This window comes from Hymenobacter jeongseonensis (assembly GCF_015694725.1).
GTDB lineage: Bacteria > Bacteroidota > Bacteroidia > Cytophagales > Hymenobacteraceae > Hymenobacter > Hymenobacter jeongseonensis.
The window spans coordinates 193363-206748 of sequence record NZ_JADQDQ010000008.1 but is presented as its reverse complement, the minus strand read 5'-3'; the positions used below and the strand labels follow the sequence as shown (position 1 = coordinate 206748).

General features: G+C 56.5%; 11 protein-coding genes, 1 tRNA gene and 1 pseudogene. 12 read left to right on the top strand and 1 reads right to left on the bottom strand.

The window, feature by feature from the left end:
• The first annotated feature begins 39 nt into the window (after nucleotides 1-39).
• The 6 genes and pseudogenes from I2I05_RS16390 to rplT all read left to right on the top strand — a co-directional run bounded on the left by I2I05_RS16390 (nucleotide 40) and on the right by rplT (nucleotide 6044).
• Nucleotides 40-1014, top strand: coding sequence for a tetratricopeptide repeat protein (locus I2I05_RS16390; protein ID WP_196283330.1), 975 nt, complete (start codon nucleotides 40-42; stop codon nucleotides 1012-1014).
• 243 nt (nucleotides 1015-1257) lie between these two features.
• Nucleotides 1258-2319: a tetratricopeptide repeat protein gene (locus I2I05_RS16385; RefSeq protein WP_196283329.1), complete on the top strand. Its 1062-nt coding sequence runs from the start codon at nucleotides 1258-1260 to the stop codon at nucleotides 2317-2319.
• Nucleotides 2320-2454: 135 nt separating this feature from the next.
• Nucleotides 2455-4389 (top strand): threonine--tRNA ligase, encoded by a 1935-nt coding sequence (gene thrS / locus I2I05_RS16380; protein ID WP_196283328.1) that lies wholly within the window; start codon nucleotides 2455-2457, stop codon nucleotides 4387-4389.
• 207 nt (nucleotides 4390-4596) lie between these two features.
• Nucleotides 4597-5154, top strand: a pseudogene (gene infC / locus I2I05_RS16375) (translation initiation factor IF-3); the annotation flags it as partial.
• 214 nt (nucleotides 5155-5368) lie between these two features.
• Nucleotides 5369-5563 (top strand): 50S ribosomal protein L35, encoded by a 195-nt coding sequence (rpmI, locus tag I2I05_RS16370; RefSeq protein ID WP_046242504.1) that lies wholly within the window; start codon nucleotides 5369-5371, stop codon nucleotides 5561-5563.
• 136 nt (nucleotides 5564-5699) lie between these two features.
• Entirely contained in the window at nucleotides 5700-6044 is a 345-nt protein-coding gene (gene rplT / locus I2I05_RS16365; protein WP_196283327.1) for a 50S ribosomal protein L20, read from the top strand.
• Between the two features lie 197 nt (nucleotides 6045-6241).
• Here the strand turns inward: rplT and I2I05_RS16360 are convergent.
• Nucleotides 6242-6315 (bottom strand) — tRNA-Met (locus I2I05_RS16360).
• 132 nt (nucleotides 6316-6447) lie between these two features.
• Here I2I05_RS16360 and I2I05_RS16355 point away from each other — a divergent pair.
• The 6 genes from I2I05_RS16355 (at nucleotide 6448) to trxB (ending at nucleotide 13301) form a co-directional block, all read left to right on the top strand.
• On the top strand, nucleotides 6448-6861 hold the full coding sequence (locus tag I2I05_RS16355) for an START-like domain-containing protein (RefSeq protein ID WP_196283326.1): 414 nt from the start codon (nucleotides 6448-6450) through the stop codon (nucleotides 6859-6861).
• A gap of 104 nt (nucleotides 6862-6965) precedes the next feature.
• Complete coding sequence (locus tag I2I05_RS16350; RefSeq protein ID WP_196283325.1) at nucleotides 6966-8414, top strand: LptF/LptG family permease; 1449 nt, start codon at nucleotides 6966-6968, stop codon at nucleotides 8412-8414.
• A gap of 160 nt (nucleotides 8415-8574) precedes the next feature.
• On the top strand, nucleotides 8575-8850 hold the full coding sequence (rpsO, locus tag I2I05_RS16345; RefSeq protein WP_092669123.1) for a 30S ribosomal protein S15: 276 nt from the start codon (nucleotides 8575-8577) through the stop codon (nucleotides 8848-8850).
• 201 nt (nucleotides 8851-9051) lie between these two features.
• Complete coding sequence (gene pnp / locus I2I05_RS16340; RefSeq protein WP_196283324.1) at nucleotides 9052-11223, top strand: polyribonucleotide nucleotidyltransferase; 2172 nt, start codon at nucleotides 9052-9054, stop codon at nucleotides 11221-11223.
• Between the two features lie 122 nt (nucleotides 11224-11345).
• Nucleotides 11346-12209, top strand: a complete 864-nt coding sequence (locus I2I05_RS16335) for a sigma-70 family RNA polymerase sigma factor (RefSeq protein ID WP_035566352.1) — start codon at nucleotides 11346-11348, stop codon at nucleotides 12207-12209.
• A gap of 156 nt (nucleotides 12210-12365) precedes the next feature.
• Nucleotides 12366-13301 carry a thioredoxin-disulfide reductase gene (trxB, locus tag I2I05_RS16330; RefSeq protein WP_196283323.1) on the top strand — a complete coding sequence of 312 codons (936 nt, stop codon included), beginning with the start codon at nucleotides 12366-12368 and terminating at the stop codon, nucleotides 13299-13301.
• The last annotated feature ends 85 nt before the right edge of the window (nucleotides 13302-13386 follow it).

The window sequence follows — 13386 nt, the reverse complement described above, 5'->3', positions numbered from 1 at the left end:
GGGCACAAGCGGGACTAGCCGAGCCCATTTATTTGCTTTATGTCGTCGTTGTTGTGGTTACGGCTGTGCGTGTTGCCTGCCTGCACCTGGGTGCGATGGCTAACGCTGGCATTTCTGTGCGGTACCATGGCGCCACTGCCCGCCGCGGCCCAGTTTCGAAACCGGACGCGGAAGCCAGCCACTGCCCGGCCGCCCGTAGCCGCGGCCTTAACTGCCGACCCGCCTGCCGTTCTTCAGAAGCTGGTGCAGGCGAGTACCTTAGTGAACCAATTCAAGGATTCCGAAGCCCTGGCGGTTTACCAGGAGGTACTCAAAACCAATCCTACTCACTACCTGGCCTTGTGGCAGGCCGCTGTACTGAGTGTGAAAATTGGCGCTCGGTACTCCGACGAAACCCGCAAGGCGGCTTATTTCGACGCGGGGCGCCAGTACGGGGACCGCGCCTTGCTGCTCCGACCCGAAGGAGGCGAAAGTAATTTTGCCGTGGCGTTGGCTTTGTTCAACCAAGCCACTCTTTATAAGGCGGGGGCGCGGCTTAAGGCCTTCGACGACTTGCGCTCGCACGTGTACTTGGCCACTCAAAATCGGCCTGATTTGCCGCAGGCCTGGCAGTTGCTGGGGCGTTGGCAGTACCGCGTGGCCCATTACAACTTGCTCGAGCGCGTGTACAGCAACTTGGTACTGGGCGGTGTGCCGTCGGGCGGCGACAGCCGCAAGGCCATGGAAGCGCTGGAGAAAGCGCGTAGCCTGGCACCAACCAATTTGCAGTTCTGTTATGACCTGGCGCGGATGTATCAATACCAGGGCCGCCGCCGCCTCGCCATCCAGACGCTGCGGGATGCGGAAAAAATAAGCCCCATCACCAGCGAAGACCTGGTGATTAGCAGGCTTTGCCGCCAGATGCTGCCCCCACTTTTACGCGCCGATGCCCAACGACAAAAGCGGTTAACATCATTGGAGAGGAAGAATGCTGACCCTGACAAAGTCCCAGTAAATTCTTCAGTCAGTAAATAGTAGTAGTGGCTTGGCTTCGGTTCTCCTTGGATGCACATTGGCTAGTGTGGACGTTGCTTCGTTTTATCTTCGTTCAGGAAAGCGCCTATTTGGATTGGATTCGGGGCCGTTTTTTCTCTGTAATAGCTTGTGGGGCATCCCAGAATCATGAATTATCAGCGGTTATTAAGGCTTGGTTGGAGTTCATTGGTCGTGCTGGCGTTTCCCAATTGCTCGACGCAACCCGCAGAGCGCCCCGACACCATGGTAAACCTCGCAACGGTGCAAAGTGGGCCGCGGGTGCAAGCCGATGAGCTCAACGGCGCCATTGCCCAGGAACCGCGCAATGCGGCGCTGTGGGTGCGGCGCGCGACCCTGCGGCTAGCCGCAGGCGACCCCCGCGCCGCGCTCAGTGACGTTACTGCCGCCTTGGAAATCGATGACGCTGATGGTACCATTTATTACGTGCAGGCCCGCGCTTTGCGAACGCTGGGCCGATTGCCAGAAGCACTGGCAGCAGCGCGCCTGGCGGCCAAATACGGGTTTACGGGGCCTGAATTGCCCTTGTTTGTTGGGGAAACCCATCTGGCAGCACGTGACTACGGCGCGGCACTTGATAACCTCGACCGTACCCTGCGCCTGGACCCGGACCAGCCCGCCGCGCTGTTCTATAAGGGGCTAGCTTACGCCGCTACGGCCGATACCTCCACGGCCGTGCAGTACTTGCAGGATGCGCTCGCCCGTGCCCCCCGGCAACCCGAAATTCTGCACCAGCTAGCCTTTCTCCTGAATGCCTGGCGTGTACCGACCGATGCCGCCCGCTACGCCGCCCTCGGCATGAAGCTGGACACTACGTCTGGACTTTTGCACTACGACTACGGCCGTCAGCTTGAGTTGCGGGGCCGTCCCGACAGTGCCCTGTGGTACTACCGCCGGGCCCTTGCCCTTGATACCACCGTATACCGGGCCGATTACCGGCTGGGCTTGGCTGCTGCCCGCGAACGCCGACCCGCCGCCGTGGTCGAGCACCTGAAGCGGGCGTTGCGCCGCAACCCCCGCTTGCCTCAGGCCCGGGCCCTGTTGGCCGAAGCCTTGGAAGTCCAAAACCGGCTGCCCGAGGCATTAGCGCAGTTTCGTCGGCTGGTGGCGGAAAACCCTGGCAACGCGCATTGGACTTTCAAAGTTTGGAAAACCAACGAGCGGGTGCAGGCCACACTGCCCGATAGCCTGCGCACCTCGCCCCGGTACTATTACCGCCGCCCGGCCGGCATCGTCCGGCCGGCGCCCATTAGCCCCTTGCCTTCCCTCAGGCCCACCGCCGAGTGAGAAGGCGATGAAACCAGCCAGGGAATTGATGAATAAGAAAATGCCCAATTTCGCATTCTCAATTCTTAATTCCTCATCGGGCAAGGTGTAACTTGCGCCTTGCTTTGCCCATTGGGCCCCTTTTACAACATTTCTATGCTCAACATAACCCTCCCCGACGGTTCGGTTCGCCAGGTCGAGTCCGGCTCGACCGGCCATGCCCTGGCCAACAGCATCAGCGAAGGCTTGGCCCGCAATGCCTTGGCCGTGCGCGTCAACGGCGAAGTTCGCGACCTTCACCGCCCCATTACTGAGGACGCTACCGTCGAAATTCTGACCTGGAACGATGAGGCCGGCAAAGCGACCTACTGGCACTCCTCGGCCCACCTGATGGCCGAAGCGCTGGAAATTCTTTACCCCGGCGTGAAGTTGGCCATTGGTCCTGCTGTGGAAAACGGCTTCTATTACGACGTAGACTTGGGCGAAGGGCGCAGCATTTCCAGCGAAGACTTCCCCGAAATTGAGAAGAAAATGTTGGAGCTGGCCAAGCAAAAAAGCCGGTACATCCGTCAGGAAATCTCCAAAGCCGACGCCATTGCTTATTTCCAAGAAAAGCAGGACCCGTATAAGCTGGAGCTTCTTGAAAACCTGGAAGACGGCCAAATCACTTTCTACACGCAGGGGGGCTTCACCGACCTCTGCCGCGGCCCGCACATTCCCGACACTAGCACCATCAAAGCTGCTAAGCTGATGAACGTGGCGGGCGCCTATTGGCGCGGCGATGAGAAAAATAAGCAGCTGACGCGCCTTTACGGCATCACTTTCCAGAAAGCCAAGGACCTAGCCGAGTACCTCGAGCGCCTGGAAGAAGCCAAACGCCGCGACCACCGCAAGTTGGGCAAAGAGCTCAAGCTGTTCGCTTTCTCGGAAAAAGTAGGAGCGGGGCTGCCGTTGTGGCTGCCCAAAGGCACTGCCCTGCGGGAGCGACTTGAGCAGTTTCTGCGCAAAGCCCAGGTTAAATCCGGCTACCAGCCCGTGGTCACGCCCCACATCGGGTCCAAGGAACTGTACGTGACCAGCGGCCACTACGAGAAATACGGCGCCGATTCGTTTCAGCCCATCAAAACGCCCAATCCCGGTGAGGAATTCTTCCTCAAGCCGATGAACTGCCCGCATCACTGCGAAATCTATAAAACCGAGCCGCGCAGCTACCGTGACCTGCCCGTGCGTTTGGCCGAGTTTGGTACGGTGTACCGCTACGAGCAGTCAGGCGAGTTGCACGGCCTGACGCGGGTGCGGGGCTTCACCCAAGACGATGCCCACATCTTCTGCCGGCCCGACCAGGTGAAGGACGAGTTCAAGAAGGTGATTGACATCGTCCTCTACGTGTTGAAAGCCTTGGATTTTCCCGACTTCACGGCCCAGATTTCCCTGCGCGACCCCAACAACAAAACCAAGTACATTGGCTCGGATGAGAACTGGGAGCGCGCCGAAACGGCCATTCAGGAGGCCGCGGCCGAAAAAGGACTGAATACGGTGACGGTGCTAGGCGAAGCTGCCTTCTACGGCCCCAAGCTGGATTTTATGGTGCGCGACGCCATTGGCCGGCGCTGGCAGTTGGGGACCATTCAGGTTGATTACAATCTGCCCGAGCGGTTTGACCTTGAGTATGTTGCGTCGGACAATTCACGCCAGCGCCCCGTCATGATTCACCGGGCGCCGTTTGGCTCGTTGGAGCGTTTTGTGGCGGTGCTTATCGAGCATTGCGGCGGCAATTTTCCACTGTGGCTCACCCCGGAGCAGTTCATTGTGTTGCCCATCTCGGATAAATACATTGACTATGCCCATGAGGTGAAGGCCCAGTTGGAACAGCACGAGCTACGCGGTACCGTGGACGCCCGCGATGAGCGGATTGGCCGCAAAATCCGTGATGCTGAAATGAGCAAAATTCCTTACCTGCTGGTTGTGGGGGAGAAAGAGGCTCAGGACAACATCATTTCGGTGCGCAAGCACGGCGAAGGCGACTTGGGTTCCATGCCCCTGGATGCCTTCGTGCAAAGCGTGCAAAGCCAGATTGTAGAAGCTTATTAGTAGGTGCTGGGGAAGATGCTGCTGTGAACGGAGACCGAGAATGGCTTCCATTTACAGCATCCTTTCAGGCTTTTCTGTACTCATTGCAAGAGGGATTTGCCTTTACCAACATAAATACCGATATTTGCCCCCTGATTGCCAGGCCCTACCCGGCCGGAATCGCCCAGAATCTCATTTCCCGCCACTTTTTAGGAGGAGGACCAAACCATAGCAGCCCCGAACCGTCGGTACGTGCCCCGCCAGCAGGTGGAAGAGCCGTTCAAAATCAACCAAAAAATCCTGGCCCGCGAAGTGCGTCTGGTCGGTGATAACGTCGAACAAGGCGTTTATCCAACCGACCAAGCCCGCAAAATGGCCCAGGACCAGAACCTCGACCTCGTTGAGATTTCGCCCACGGCCACGCCGCCCGTTTGCCGCGTCATCGACTACTCGAAATTCAAGTACGAGCAGAAGAAGAAAACCCGCGAGCTGAAGGCTAAGCAGACCAAGGTCGTGCTCAAGGAAATTCGTTTCGGCCCCAATACCGACGAGCATGACTTCGCCTTTAAGGTGAAGCACGCCCAGGAGTTTCTGCGAGAAGGTGCCAAAATCAAGAGCTACGTGCATTTTGTGGGCCGTAGCATTGTTTTCAAAGAGCGGGGCGAAATCCTGTTGCTCAAGTTTGCGCAGGCCCTCGAAGACCTCGCCAAAGTCGAGCAACTGCCCAAGCTGGAAGGCAAGCGCATGTTCCTCTACCTGGCTCCGAAAGCAGCTGCCGTAGTTAAACCTGCCGCCAAACCCGCTGCTACTCCGGACAAAGCCGAGAAGAAAGCGCCTAAGCCAGCCGAGCCCAAAGCTGAAACTGCCGAACAAACCTCCGAAACGGCTCCGGCTTCTGCCGATGCCGCCGAATAGATTTTTACCCGGTTGAAGATGGCTTCCCGACCCTTGGTCGGTCAGCAATCAACAATCAACAACCAACCCTCCAACACTTACTACAATGCCGAAAGTAAAGACGAAATCCGGTGCTAAGAAGCGCTTTGCGCTCACCGGAACGGGCAAGGTGAAGCGGAAGCACGCCTTCAAATCACACATCCTCACGAAGAAGACGACCAAGCAGAAGCGCGGTCTGACCCATACCGGCCTCGTGAGCAGCGCCGACATGAACCGTGTGCGCCAGATGTTGAACATCTGATTTTACTTGTTTCTGGTCTGGGCATAATTTTTTTTGCCTCGGGCTTGAACAGTACGTCACCTCATTATTTAAATTTCACCAGGCTTCCGGCCTTAAGACAATAACCCGTCGCCGGCTGCCAAAAACTCTCTAGGTTATGCCAAGAAGTGTCAACCACGTGGCCTCGCGCCACCGCCGTAAGAAAATCATGCGTTTGGCGAAAGGCTACTACGGCCGTCGCAAAAACGTGTGGACCGTAGCCAAGAACGCCGTTGAAAAAGGCCTCTTGTACGCTTACCGCGACCGTAAAGTAAAGAAGCGTGAATTCCGGGCCCTCTGGATTCAGCGTATCAACGCCGGTGCTCGTGAGCACGGGTTGTCGTATTCGCAGTTGATGGGCGGCTTGAAAAAAGCTGGCATCGAACTCAACCGCAAAGTTCTGGCTGATTTGGCCTTAAATCACCCCGCTGCCTTCAAAGGCATCGTGGATAAAGCGAAGTAAGTGCCTTTCAGCGCGATTTAGCAAGAAAACGCTGGCCTTTGGGTTCAGCGTTTTCTTGTTTTGGGGCCCTGCTATTTCTTGTGGCGCTATACTCGAGGCAACCCGCTATTCCGCGGCCACCCCAACCTTAAAACCAGTTAAAGGTTAGCTTAAAATAAAAAAACCGCTCCAGCCGATAGCCGAAACGGTTTTTGAAGTAGCGGGGACGAGAGTTGAACTCGTGACCTCAGGGTTATGAATCCTGTGCTCTAACCAACTGAGCTACCCCGCCGGGTTTTTTGTGGGTGCAAAGGTAACGTTACAAAAGGCCCCGACGCAAGCTGCAGGGGCAAAAAACACCATATTTCTCTCCCGTGGCCGGATTTAAACCGTGGTTTGTCCAGGCTCCTTCGTCTTAATTCCTATGGCTTTGCCTGATACCCAAACTAAAACGCGTTTCGTTGTTGAATTCCCCATCAATGCGTCACCCAAAATTCTTTTTCCTTACTTGGCAACTGCTTCAGGTCTTTCGCAGTGGTTTTGTGACGATGTACGGTACGTAGAGGGGCAACGCCTCAACTTTATCTGGGACCAGGACAACCACTACGCCGAGATTTCGGGCCAGCGCCTGAACCGCGGGGTGCGGTTCGTATTCCTCGACGAACACCGCCAGCCCGTAGCCGATGCCAACTTTTTAGAATTTACCCTCGATTCCTCGCAGGTGACCGACGAAGTGTACCTGCGGGTTGTGGATTACTCCTCCGCGCACGATACCGATGAGCAGCAGGAAATGTGGGAAAGCCTCGTGGCCAAGCTACGGGAGCAGGTAGGCGGGTAGCATTCCTGGAATGCTGGTTGCCTGAAGCACGTTGTGCTCCGGTACTTTTTCGCGTGGAGTTTCGTTTTCCTGCTGGCATCAGTCCACTCCCGTTGCCATTACTTATGCTCAAAAAGCTCGATAAGCTTATTTTAAAGGCCTTTGCCGGGCCGTTTCTGCTCACGTTTGCGGTAGTTCAGTTTATTCTACTCACGCATACACTCCTAAAGTACCTTGATGACATCATCGGCAAGGACTTGGGAACGGGCGTGTTGCTGCAGCTGCTGTTTTATTTCAGTGTGCTCATCGTACCGGTGTCACTGCCCTTGGCGGTGCTGCTCTCATCGCTGATGACGTATGGGAATTTAGGTGAGCACCACGAACTTACGGCCATCAAAGCATCGGGCATCGCCCTGACTCGTATTTTGCTGCCCGTCTTTTTGCTTACCGCTGGCTTGGCGGTGGGGGCGTTTTGGTTTAACGAAACCATTGTTCCGCGCGCCAATCTTAAAGCGTATAGCTTGTTGTGGGACGTGCGGCAGCAAAAACTGGCCTTGGATATTCGGGAAGGCGTGTTTTACAACGGAATTCCGGGTTACACCATCAAGGTGGACCGTAAATCCGGGGAAAACGGCGACCGGTTGCACGGCGTCATGATTTACGACCACACCCAACAATCGGGCAATGCCAAAGTCATGCTGGCCGATTCGGGCCGCATGTTCACCCGGTTCAATGGCGGCTACCTTGGTCTGGAACTCTTCCACGGCCACAACTACGTGGAGCAGCCCGATGCGCAGGACCGGGCCGGCGCCAGCTTCGTCCGGCAAGGCTTCGACCACAACATGGTCACCTTCTCCTTGGCTTCATTCGGCACTACCCGTACGCCGGAGGACCTGTTTAAGGAAAACCGAATGATGCTCAACATCGCGCAGTTGCATACGGCAACCGATTCGGTGCAAAAAAAGCTGCACGTCGAGCAAGGCCAACTTACGCGGCAAACCAATGCCTATTATACCTTTTTGCGGTTCGACACCACTGGGCGGGCCGCAAATCGTCGGGTTGAGGCATTGCAGGTGCCGGCTTCGCGTTTGGCCGTGACCACGGCTCCCATCCTGCAGCAGGCGGCCAACCGCGCCAACAACATGAAAGCTTTTGCGACATCCAGCGCGGAGCGGATGAATGAATATGCGCGTAGTTCGGCCTTGTTCCGGATTGAGGTCTACCGGAAATATTCACAGTCGATGGCTGTATTGCTCATGTTCCTGATTGGAGCGCCCTTGGGGTCTATTATTAAGAAAGGCGGATTGGGGGTGCCCATTCTGGTGTCCATCCTCTTTTTTATCATCTATTACGTGCTTAGCATCATGGGCGAAAAGTACGGGCGCGAGTTTGTCATGCCCGTTGGCATTGGCATGTGGATGTCTAATCTGGTGCTGCTGCCCGCTGGCTTGTTCTTCTTGTATCAAGCCTACAACGACTCCGGCCTCTTGGAAATGGACTTTTGGCGTCGGTTGCCGCAGCGTCTTGGCATTCCGGCACTGCGCAAAATCACGGAGCCTGCGGTAGAAGAATAGGCGGGGCTTTGAGCCACCTTTCAGGGCATTTGCATAAATCCTCCACCGCGCTTTTATCCTGTTTTTAAATTGCGTACCTTTGCGGCACCCCAATGTGTGGGGTATCATAACAACATTTTTTTCATCCCAAAATCTAAGACGGGGTAATACCTATCAACCGATGATTTTAACTACAGAAGCAAAACAGGCCATTTTCGAAAAGAATAGCCTGCAAAAAGTGAAAACCGATACCGGTTCGGCCGAGGCGCAAATTGGTCTCTTCACCCACCGCATCAACCACCTCACCGAGCACTTGAAGGCCAACAAGAAGGACCACAGCACTCGCTTGGGCCTGCTGAAGCTGGTAGGTAAGCGCCGCCGCATGTTGGACTACCTGCAGCACCGCGAAATCAACCGCTACCGCGCCATCATCAAGGAGCTGGGCATCCGTAAGTAAGTCCAGAGTCTGAGAGTAGGGAGCCTTCCAACGAAGGTTCCCTACTCTTTTTTTGTTCGGGTCGGTTTTGCGCCGAGGCTGGCCCGTGGCACTGTTTTGTATCGGCGCGCTGTTGCTGTGTTTACCTGAGTAACGAAGGCCGCTGGCGGCGTTCGTTTTTGGCTGCTCGCCCGCTGTCGCTTTTCCAAGCAAATCCCGCTGATGTCCCAACCCCACGCCATTACCAAAACCTTGGCGCTGCCTGACGGCCGCGTTATCTCCATCGAAACCGGCAAGCTGGCCAAATTCGCCGACGGCGCCGTTGTGGTTCGCCTCGGCGATACCATGCTGCTCGCCACGGTGGTTTCGGCCCCGAGCCAGCGCGAAGGCGTTGACTTCCTGCCGCTGTCGGTAGACTACCAGGAGAAATTTGGCTCGGCCGGCAAAATCCCCGGCTCGTTCCAGCGCCGCGAAGGCCGCCTGTCGGACTACGAAATCCTAGTCTGCCGCCTCGTCGACCGCATCCTGCGGCCGATGTTCCCCAAGGACTACCACTACGAAGTGCAGGTGATGATTACGCTCATCTCTGCCGACAAAGAAGTGCAGCCCGACGCCCTGGCCGCTTTGGCCGCTTCGGCAGCTTTGTCGATTTCGGACATTCCGTTTGCTGGCCCCATTTCCGAAGTGCGCGTGGCGCGCATCGACGGCCAGTTCCAGATTAACCCCAAGACTTCCGATTTGGCCCGCGCCGACATGGACCTCATGGTAGGCGCTACTGCCGACTCCGTGGCCATGGTGGAAGGCGCCATGAAGGAAGTGAGCGAAGAGGAAATGGTGGCGGCCATTGCCTTCGGCCACGAAGCCATCAAGGCCCAGTGCCAGCTGCAAAAGGACCTGGCCGAGGCTGTGGGCCGCACGCCGGAGTCGCAGCCACGCGAGTATCCGAAGTACGACGAGAACGAGGAGCTGAAAAAGCACATCCATGCCGGCATCTACCAAGGTGCTTACGACGTGGCCCGCGCCGGCAACACCAGCAAGGGCGGCCGCAAAGAAGGCTTTTCGCAGGTGAAAAAGGCGTTTTTGGAGAAGCTGTTGGCTGACCAGCCCGAACTGGACATGAAGATGTTCGGCCGCTACTACAGCGCCGCCGAGAAGAAAGCCATCCGCGACATGATGGTGAAGGAGCGGGTGCGCCTCGACGGCCGCCAGCTCACCGAAATCCGCCCCATCTGGTCGGAAATCAACTACTTGCCCGGTGCCCACGGCTCGGCCATCTTCACCCGCGGCGAAACCCAGAGCCTGACCACGGCTACCCTCGGCACCAAGCTCGACGAGCAGATTGTCGACCAGCCCCTCACCAAGGGCTACTCGAAATTCATGCTGCACTACAACTTCCCCGGTTTCTCGACCGGTGAGGTGAAGCCTAACCGCGGCGCTGGCCGTCGCGAAATTGGTCACGGCAACTTGGCCCTGCGCTCGCTGCGCCAGGTGCTGCCGCCCGATGAGGAGAACCCCTACACCATCCGCATTGTGTCGGACATCCTGGAGTCGAACGGTTCCAGCTCGATGGCAACCGTATGCGCCGGTTCGCTGGCGCTGATGGATGCCGGTGTGAAGATTTCGGCCGCCGTGGCCGGCATCGCCATGGGTCTGGTACAAGACAAGGAAACGGGTGAGTACGCCGTATTGAGCGACATTCTCGGCGACGAGGACCACCTCGGCGACATGGACTTCAAAGTGACCGGCACCGAAAAAGGCATTTGCGCCTGCCAGATGGACATCAAAATCCAGGGCTTGAGTAATGAGATTTTGACGGCTGCGCTGCACCAAGCTCGCGAAGGCCGCCTGCACATCCTGCGCGAAATGGCGAAGACCATTGCCGCGCCGGCTGCGGAGTTGAAGCCTCACACGCCGCGCTCGCACAAGATGTTGATTGACAAAGAATTCATCGGCGCGGTAATCGGGCCAGGTGGCAAAGTCATTCAGCAAATCCAGAAGGATACCAACGCCACGGTTATTATCGAGGAGAAGGACGAGAAGGGCCACGTGAGCATCTACGCCTCCAACCAGGAGGACATGCAGGGCGCCATCGACCGCATCCGGGCCATCGCGGCCCAGCCGGAAGTGGGTGAAACCTACAAAGGCAAGGTGCGCAGCATCCAGCCCTACGGTGCCTTCGTGGAAATCATGCCGGGCAAAGATGGCTTGCTGCACATCTCGGAGGTGACGCACGAGCGGATTCAGACCCTGGAAGGCTTGTTGGAAGTGGGGCAGGATATTGACGTGAAACTGGTGGAAATCGATAAGAAAACCGGCAAGTACCGGCTCTCGCGCAAGGTGCTGCTGCCCAAGCCCGAGGCGGCGGCCGCCAGCAATGGCGAAGCTCAAGCCTAGATAGGCGCCGAAGTCCCGAACTAATGTCAGGGGGAGCCTGTTGGCTTCCTCTGACTGAGGGGACTAGCCGGGCGGCTTTTTCTTACGTACAACCCCATCAGATATCGTTCTTACCTAGTCCCATGAGACAGCTAAAAATTAGTAAGCAGATTACCAACCGCGAAAGCCAGTCGCTGGATAAATACCTCCAGGAGATTGGCAAGGTTGATTTGCTCACGCCCGACGAGGAGGTAACGCTCGCGCAGCGTATCCGCGACGGAGACCAGCAAGCGCTGGAGAAATTGACCAAAGCCAACCTGCGTTTCGTTGTATCGGTAGCCAAGCAATACCAGAACCAGGGCCTGAGCCTCGGTGACCTCATCAACGAGGGCAACCTCGGCCTTATCAAAGCTGCCAAACGCTTTGATGAAACCCGCGGTTTTAAATTCATTTCCTACGCTGTATGGTGGATTCGTCAGTCTATTCTGCAGGCCTTGGCCGAGCAGAGCCGTATTGTGCGTTTGCCCCTGAACCGCGTGGGTTCGCTGAACAAAATCAGCAAGTCATTCTCGGAACTGGAACAGAAGTTTGAGCGCGAGCCTTCGCCCGAAGAAATCGCTGAAGTTCTTGAGCTGACCACTTCAGAAGTAGTGGACACCCTGAAAATCTCGGGCCGTCACGTATCCGTGGATGCACCGTTTGTGCAGGGTGAAGAAAACCGCTTGCTCGACGTACTCGAAAACGAGGACGAGGAGTCGCCGGACATGGCCCTGATGAACGACTCGCTCCGCAAGGAAGTGCAGCGCGCCCTGAGCACGCTCACCAAGCGCGAAGCTGATGTTATCACGCTGTACTTTGGGTTGAACGGCGAAGCCGCTTTGACTTTGGAGGAAATCGGCGAGAAGTTTAACCTGACCCGCGAGCGGGTTCGTCAGATTAAGGAGAAGGCCATTCGTCGTCTGCGGCACACGTCGCGCTCAAAAGCGCTGAAGCCTTATCTCGGCTAATCAATTAGTTTTGCAGAATGAAAAACCCCGACCGTTAGGTTGGGGTTTTTTGTACAGCCTCAGCATTGCGGTAATGTGAAGTGCCGTGTGATGTGAGCATTTAAATTCTATAATTCAACGATTCGCAAAGCAGGGCTTTGCGCTACAATCTTCGAAATGTCTGAACACATCAAGTGCCTGATTATTGGCTCCGGCCCGGCCGGTTATACTGCTGCTATTTATGCGGCTCGGGCGAACATGGCGCCGGTAATGTACATGGGTTTGCAACCGGGCGGTCAGCTCACTATTACCAACGACGTGGAGAATTTCCCTGGCTATGCCGATGGCGTGATGGGGCCGCAGATGATGGAAGACCTGAAAAAGCAGGCCAGTCGGTTTGGTACTGATATTCGTTACGGCATTGCCACCGCGGTTGATTTTTCGGTGCACCCGCGTAAAATCACCATCGATGAAACACTGGAGTTGACGGCTGATACCGTGATTATTGCAACCGGGGCTTCGGCTAAGTGGCTGGGTATTCCTTCGGAAGCGAAGCTCAATGGCTCGGGGGTATCGGCCTGCGCTGTGTGCGACGGCTTTTTCTACCGGGGCCAGGAAGTGGCCATTGTGGGCGCGGGTGATACCGCTGCTGAGGAGGCCACTTACTTGGCCAACCTGTGCAGCAAGGTGACCATGATAGTGCGCAAAGGCGAAATGAAAGCCTCAAAAATCATGCAGCAGCGCGTGCTGGATAATCCCAAGATTGAGGTGTTATTCAACACCGTGACCGACGAGATTTTGGGCGAGCACGCAGTGGAGGGGGTACGAGTAAAAAACCTGCTGACCCATGAAACGAAGGAAATCAAGTTGACGGGCTTCTTCGTGGCCATTGGCCACGAGCCCAACTCCAAGATTTTTCAGCCCTTCCTGCACCACGACGAGCAGGGCTATTTGAAGACCATACCCGGCACCAGCAAAACCAACGTGGACGGCGTATTTGCATGCGGCGACGTGCAGGACTACACTTATCGGCAGGCCGTGACGGCGGCTGGCACCGGCTGTATGGCGGCGCTCGACGCGGAGCGTTATTTAGCCGCGCTCGGCGCACACTAAAATCCTTGCATTGACGTGTTAGGCAAGACGAGCTTTGTGGTTCGTCTTGCCTGACTTCTTTGTTTAGACTGAACGGCACGAGGGT

Excerpts from the sequence above, each read along its gene's own strand:
- I2I05_RS16355 (WP_196283326.1), top strand. The coding sequence starts at position 6,448 with ATGGCTTTGCCTGATACCCAAACTAAAACGCGTTTCGTTGTTGAATTC.
- I2I05_RS16335 (WP_035566352.1), top strand. The coding sequence starts at position 11,346 with ATGAGACAGCTAAAAATTAGTAAGCAGATTACCAACCGCGAAAGCCAG.
- thrS (WP_196283328.1), top strand. The coding sequence starts at position 2,455 with ATGCTCAACATAACCCTCCCCGACGGTTCGGTTCGCCAGGTCGAGTCC.
- rpmI (WP_046242504.1), top strand. The coding sequence starts at position 5,369 with ATGCCGAAAGTAAAGACGAAATCCGGTGCTAAGAAGCGCTTTGCGCTC.
- pnp (WP_196283324.1), top strand. The coding sequence starts at position 9,052 with ATGTCCCAACCCCACGCCATTACCAAAACCTTGGCGCTGCCTGACGGC.
- I2I05_RS16350 (WP_196283325.1), top strand. The coding sequence starts at position 6,966 with ATGCTCAAAAAGCTCGATAAGCTTATTTTAAAGGCCTTTGCCGGGCCG.
- rplT (WP_196283327.1), top strand. The coding sequence starts at position 5,700 with ATGCCAAGAAGTGTCAACCACGTGGCCTCGCGCCACCGCCGTAAGAAA.
- I2I05_RS16390 (WP_196283330.1), top strand. The coding sequence starts at position 40 with ATGTCGTCGTTGTTGTGGTTACGGCTGTGCGTGTTGCCTGCCTGCACC.
- trxB (WP_196283323.1), top strand. The coding sequence starts at position 12,366 with ATGTCTGAACACATCAAGTGCCTGATTATTGGCTCCGGCCCGGCCGGT.
- I2I05_RS16385 (WP_196283329.1), top strand. The coding sequence starts at position 1,258 with ATGGTAAACCTCGCAACGGTGCAAAGTGGGCCGCGGGTGCAAGCCGAT.
- rpsO (WP_092669123.1), top strand. The coding sequence starts at position 8,575 with ATGATTTTAACTACAGAAGCAAAACAGGCCATTTTCGAAAAGAATAGC.